Below are 5772 nucleotides of genomic sequence, written 5' to 3'. Positions count from 1 at the left end.
CGCTGATTTCTCGGTATACAATCTAAGGCTGCGCTGACAAGGGCTGACTGCTGAAAGGTGGTTGAACTTGAAGGTGTGTGGGGGCGGTTGATGGTGGTTGGCAGAGATGCTGAGCGAATCAAAAACTTCCAAAAAGTTTGACGGAACTTAAAAAACCGTGCTATAATTCAAGGCTCAGCTGATCGCAGCTAAGTCGGTAGAAAGAAAAGAGCTTCGGTTCTGATTTCTGCCAAGGATCCTTAAAAATATACAGCCGATAAGCGTGGGCGTTTGATGGCGAGTGCCAAGTTCTACGGAACTAGTACTTAGTACTACAAACGCTCATGAGATAGAAGTGAAGTTCACTTCAATTCTTTTTTATGAGTTGCTCGAAAGAGCGAAAAAATCAAGATCGAACTGTAGAGTTTGATCCTGGCTCAGATTGAACGCTGGCGGCATGCCTTACACATGCAAGTCGAACGGTAACAGGTCTTCGGATGCTGACGAGTGGCGAACGGGTGAGTAATACATCGGAACGTGCCCGATCGTGGGGGATAACGGAGCGAAAGCTTTGCTAATACCGCATACGATCTACGGATGAAAGCAGGGGACCGCAAGGCCTTGCGCGGACGGAGCGGCCGATGGCAGATTAGGTAGTTGGTGGGATAAAAGCTTACCAAGCCGACGATCTGTAGCTGGTCTGAGAGGACGACCAGCCACACTGGGACTGAGACACGGCCCAGACTCCTACGGGAGGCAGCAGTGGGGAATTTTGGACAATGGGCGAAAGCCTGATCCAGCCATGCCGCGTGCAGGATGAAGGCCTTCGGGTTGTAAACTGCTTTTGTACGGAACGAAAAGACTCCTTCTAATAAAGGGGGTCCATGACGGTACCGTAAGAATAAGCACCGGCTAACTACGTGCCAGCAGCCGCGGTAATACGTAGGGTGCAAGCGTTAATCGGAATTACTGGGCGTAAAGCGTGCGCAGGCGGTTATGTAAGACAGATGTGAAATCCCCGGGCTCAACCTGGGAACTGCATTTGTGACTGCATAGCTAGAGTACGGTAGAGGGGGATGGAATTCCGCGTGTAGCAGTGAAATGCGTAGATATGCGGAGGAACACCGATGGCGAAGGCAATCCCCTGGACCTGTACTGACGCTCATGCACGAAAGCGTGGGGAGCAAACAGGATTAGATACCCTGGTAGTCCACGCCCTAAACGATGTCAACTGGTTGTTGGGTCTTCACTGACTCAGTAACGAAGCTAACGCGTGAAGTTGACCGCCTGGGGAGTACGGCCGCAAGGTTGAAACTCAAAGGAATTGACGGGGACCCGCACAAGCGGTGGATGATGTGGTTTAATTCGATGCAACGCGAAAAACCTTACCCACCTTTGACATGTACGGAATCCTTTAGAGATAGAGGAGTGCTCGAAAGAGAACCGTAACACAGGTGCTGCATGGCTGTCGTCAGCTCGTGTCGTGAGATGTTGGGTTAAGTCCCGCAACGAGCGCAACCCTTGCCATTAGTTGCTACGAAAGGGCACTCTAATGGGACTGCCGGTGACAAACCGGAGGAAGGTGGGGATGACGTCAAGTCCTCATGGCCCTTATAGGTGGGGCTACACACGTCATACAATGGATGGTACAAAGGGTCGCCAACCCGCGAGGGGGAGCCAATCCCATAAAGCCATTCGTAGTCCGGATCGCAGTCTGCAACTCGACTGCGTGAAGTCGGAATCGCTAGTAATCGTGGATCAGAATGTCACGGTGAATACGTTCCCGGGTCTTGTACACACCGCCCGTCACACCATGGGAGCGGGTTCTGCCAGAAGTAGTTAGCCTAACCGCAAGGAGGGCGATTACCACGGCAGGGTTCGTGACTGGGGTGAAGTCGTAACAAGGTAGCCGTATCGGAAGGTGCGGCTGGATCACCTCCTTTCTGGAAAACTGCATTCAAAATTGAACGCCCACACTTATCGGTTGTTGGAAAAGGGTCTGTAGCTCAGCTGGTTAGAGCACTGTGTTGATAACGCAGGGGTCGTTGGTTCGAGCCCAACTAGACCCACCAAATTCCGATGGACGTAGAGCTGCGGCGAGAGCTGTGGTGATGTGGACGAATGGGGGATTAGCTCAGCTGGGAGAGCACCTGCTTTGCAAGCAGGGGGTCGTCGGTTCGATCCCGTCATCCTCCACCAACGACAGACAAGAACAACAACAAGCGATAGTAGAAAACAAGTAGTGAGTGAAGAGATTACTCAACACCAAAGCGGCTTTAACTGGAAACGGTAAAGGCCCCTTTGTTGTTGATCAATATCGATTGATCAATCGGCTGTTCTTTAAAAATTCATAGAGTCGAATCAGAGTTGTCGGCGGAAACTGCACATTCGTAAAGGTTTAGTGCAGACCGTGCCGCCGGCAACAAGAATTTTTGATTGCGTCAAAACGAATATTCAACGAGCTAAAGCTGCGCGAGAGCGTGGTGAAGTAAATTGAATTAGTAATGACGAATGTTTCTTGATAGTGATATCGAGGAATTATTCACATTACGGCATAACGCGTCAGGTGAAAGACCTGACAAGTCCTTGAGATGATGGCGATATCTTGCAAGAGATGTCAAAGTTATAGGGTCAAGTGACTAAGAGCATGTGGTGGATGCCTTGGCGATTACAGGCGACGAAAGACGTGATAGCCTGCGATAAGCTTCGGGGAGCTGGCAAATAAGCTTTGATCCGGAGATTTCTGAATGGGGAAACCCACCTCGCAAGAGGTATCGCATGATGAATACATAGTCATGCGAGGCGAACCGGGTGAACTGAAACATCTCAGTAGCTCGAGGAAAAGACATCAACCGAGATTCCGAGAGTAGTGGCGAGCGAAATCGGAAGAGCCTTCTATTGATAGCACGACTGTTAGCAAAGCGGAATGGAAAGTCCGGCCATAGTGGGTGATAGCCCCGTATGCGAAAACAGACGTGTGGTACTAAGGTAGAGAAAAGTAGGGCGGGACACGAGAAATCCTGTCTGAATATGGGGGGACCATCCTCCAAGGCTAAATACTCGTAATCGACCGATAGTGAACCAGTACCGTGAGGGAAAGGCGAAAAGAACCCCGGGAGGGGAGTGAAATAGATCCTGAAACCGCATGCTTACAAAAAGTAGGAGCCCGCAAGGGTGACTGCGTACCTTTTGTATAATGGGTCAGCGACTTACATTCAGTGGCAAGGTTAACCGAATAGGGAAGCCGTAGAGAAATCGAGTCCGAATAGGGCGAATCAGTCGCTGGGTGTAGACCCGAAACCAAGTGATCTATCCATGGCCAGGATGAAGGTGCCGTAACAGGTACTGGAGGTCCGAACCGACTAGTGTTGCAAAACTAGCGGATGAGCTGTGGATAGGGGTGAAAGGCTAAACAAACTTGGAAATAGCTGGTTCTCTCCGAAAACTATTTAGGTAGTGCCTCAAGTATTACCGTCGGGGGTAGAGCACTGTTTAGGCTAGGGGGTCATGGCGACTTACCAAACCTATGCAAACTCCGAATACCGACGAGTACAGCTTGGGAGACAGAGCACCGGGTGCTAACGTCCGGACTCAAGAGGGAAACAACCCAGACCGCCAGCTAAGGTCCCTAAAATTGGCTAAGTGGGAAACGAAGTGGGAAGGCTAAAACAGTCAGGATGTTGGCTTAGAAGCAGCCATCATTTAAAGAAAGCGTAATAGCTCACTGATCGAGTCGTCCTGCGCGGAAGATGTAACGGGGCTAAGCCAGTTACCGAAGCTGCGGATGTGCAATTTATTGCACGTGGTAGGAGAGCGTTCTGTAGGCCTGTGAAGGTGTCTGGTAACGGATGCTGGAGGTATCAGAAGTGCGAATGCTGACATGAGTAGCGTTAAAGGGGGTGAAAAGCCCCCTCGCCGTAAGCGCAAGGTTTTCTACGCAACGTTCATCGGCGTAGAGTGAGTCGGCCCCTAAGGCGAGGCAGAGATGCGTAGCTGATGGGAAACAGGTCAATATTCCTGTACCGATCAATAGTGCGATGTGGGGACGGAGAAGGTTAGCTCAGCCAACTGTTGGATATGTTGGTTCAAGCCTGTAGTCGTGCCTGGTAGGCAAATCCGCCGGGCTTAGATGAGGGGTGATAACGAGTCTGCTTGCAGACGAAGTGAGTGATACCCTGCTTCCAGGAAAAGCCACTAAGCTTCAGCTATTGACGACCGTACCGCAAACCGACACTGGTGCGCGAGATGAGTATTCTAAGGCGCTTGAGAGAACTCAGGAGAAGGAACTCGGCAAATTGATACCGTAACTTCGGGAGAAGGTATGCCCCAAGTAGGTGAACTCGAACAGAGGGAGCCCAACGGGGTTGCAAAAAATCGGTGGCTGCGACTGTTTAATAAAAACACAGCACTCTGCAAACACGAAAGTGGACGTATAGGGTGTGACGCCTGCCCGGTGCTGGAAGATTAAATGATGGGGTGCAAGCTCTTGATTGAAGTCCCAGTAAACGGCGGCCGTAACTATAACGGTCCTAAGGTAGCGAAATTCCTTGTCGGGTAAGTTCCGACCTGCACGAATGGCGTAACGATGGCCACACTGTCTCCTCCTGAGACTCAGCGAAGTTGAAATGTTTGTGATGATGCAATCTCCCCGCGGAAAGACGGAAAGACCCCATGAACCTTTACTGTAGCTTTGTATTGGACTTTGAACAGATCTGTGTAGGATAGGTGGGAGGCTTTGAAGTGATGTCGCTAGATGTCATGGAGCCAACGTTGAAATACCACCCTGGTGTGTTTGAGGTTCTAACCTAGGTCCATTATCTGGATCGGGGACAGTGCATGGTAGGCAGTTTGACTGGGGCGGTCTCCTCCCAAAGCGTAACGGAGGAGTTCGAAGGTACGCTAGTTACGGTCGGACATCGTGACGATAGTGCAATGGCATAAGCGTGCTTAACTGCGAGACTGACAAGTCGAGCAGATGCGAAAGCAGGACATAGTGATCCGGTGGTTCTGTATGGAAGGGCCATCGCTCAACGGATAAAAGGTACTCTGGGGATAACAGGCTGATACCGCCCAAGAGTTCATATCGACGGCGGTGTTTGGCACCTCGATGTCGGCTCATCTCATCCTGGGGCTGTAGCCGGTCCCAAGGGTATGGCTGTTCGCCATTTAAAGAGGTACGTGAGCTGGGTTTAAAACGTCGTGAGACAGTTTGGTCCCTATCTTCCGTGGGCGCTGCAGATTTGAGGAAGCCTGCTCCTAGTACGAGAGGACCGGAGTGGACACACCTCTGGTGTATCGGTTGTCACGCCAGTGGCATTGCCGAGTAGCTAAGTGTGGAAGAGATAACCGCTGAAAGCATCTAAGCGGGAAACTCGTTTCAAGATGAGATCTGCCGGGGCCTTGAGCCCCCTGAAGAGTCGTTCAAGACCAGGACGTTGATAGGTCAGGTGTGGAAGCGCAGTAATGCGTTAAGCTAACTGATACTAATTGCTCGTGCGGCTTGACCCTATAACTTTGATAGCCAATCCCCGTGACTGCAACCGCAGCACCCGGACGCTCAAAGATTGTTATGCCAAGTTAGACGCAGTCAAAAATACAAAAATCTAATCTGATTCCATACTCTATGAATTCGTCAGGCTGTTCCTTGAACAGCCCGACACCAAGTTATGCCTGATGACCATAGCAAGTTGGTACCACTCCTTCCCATCCCGAACAGGACAGTGAAACGACTTTGCGCCGATGATAGTGCGGGTTCCCGTGTGAAAGTAGGTCATCGTCAGGCTCTTACAGCCC

At 50.8% G+C, this 5772-nt stretch carries 2 tRNA genes and 3 rRNA genes; all 5 read left to right on the top strand.

The features are described 5' to 3' along the window. Positions 1–393: 393 nt before the first annotated feature. Positions 394–1922, top strand: a 16S ribosomal RNA gene (locus PMI14_RS28160). Between the two features lie 52 nt (positions 1923–1974). Further along, a tRNA-Ile gene (locus PMI14_RS28155) sits at positions 1975–2051 on the top strand. A 51-nt stretch (positions 2052–2102) separates the two neighbouring features. After that, positions 2103–2178: transfer RNA gene (locus tag PMI14_RS28150), tRNA-Ala, on the top strand. 430 nt (positions 2179–2608) lie between these two features. After that, positions 2609–5487 (top strand): 23S ribosomal RNA (locus PMI14_RS28145). 161 nt (positions 5488–5648) lie between these two features. Beyond that, positions 5649–5761: ribosomal RNA gene (gene rrf / locus PMI14_RS28140) — 5S ribosomal RNA — on the top strand. Together the 16S, 23S and 5S rRNA genes with 2 tRNA genes alongside form the textbook arrangement of a ribosomal RNA operon. Positions 5762–5772: the final 11 nt, after the last annotated feature.

Origin of the sequence: Acidovorax sp. CF316 (assembly GCF_000276605.1) — a bacterium.
In the GTDB taxonomy this organism is placed as follows: Bacteria; Pseudomonadota; Gammaproteobacteria; order Burkholderiales; family Burkholderiaceae_C; genus Acidovorax.
The sequence above is the reverse complement of the archived record's forward strand: the minus strand, read 5'-3'. Positions and strand labels throughout refer to the sequence as shown.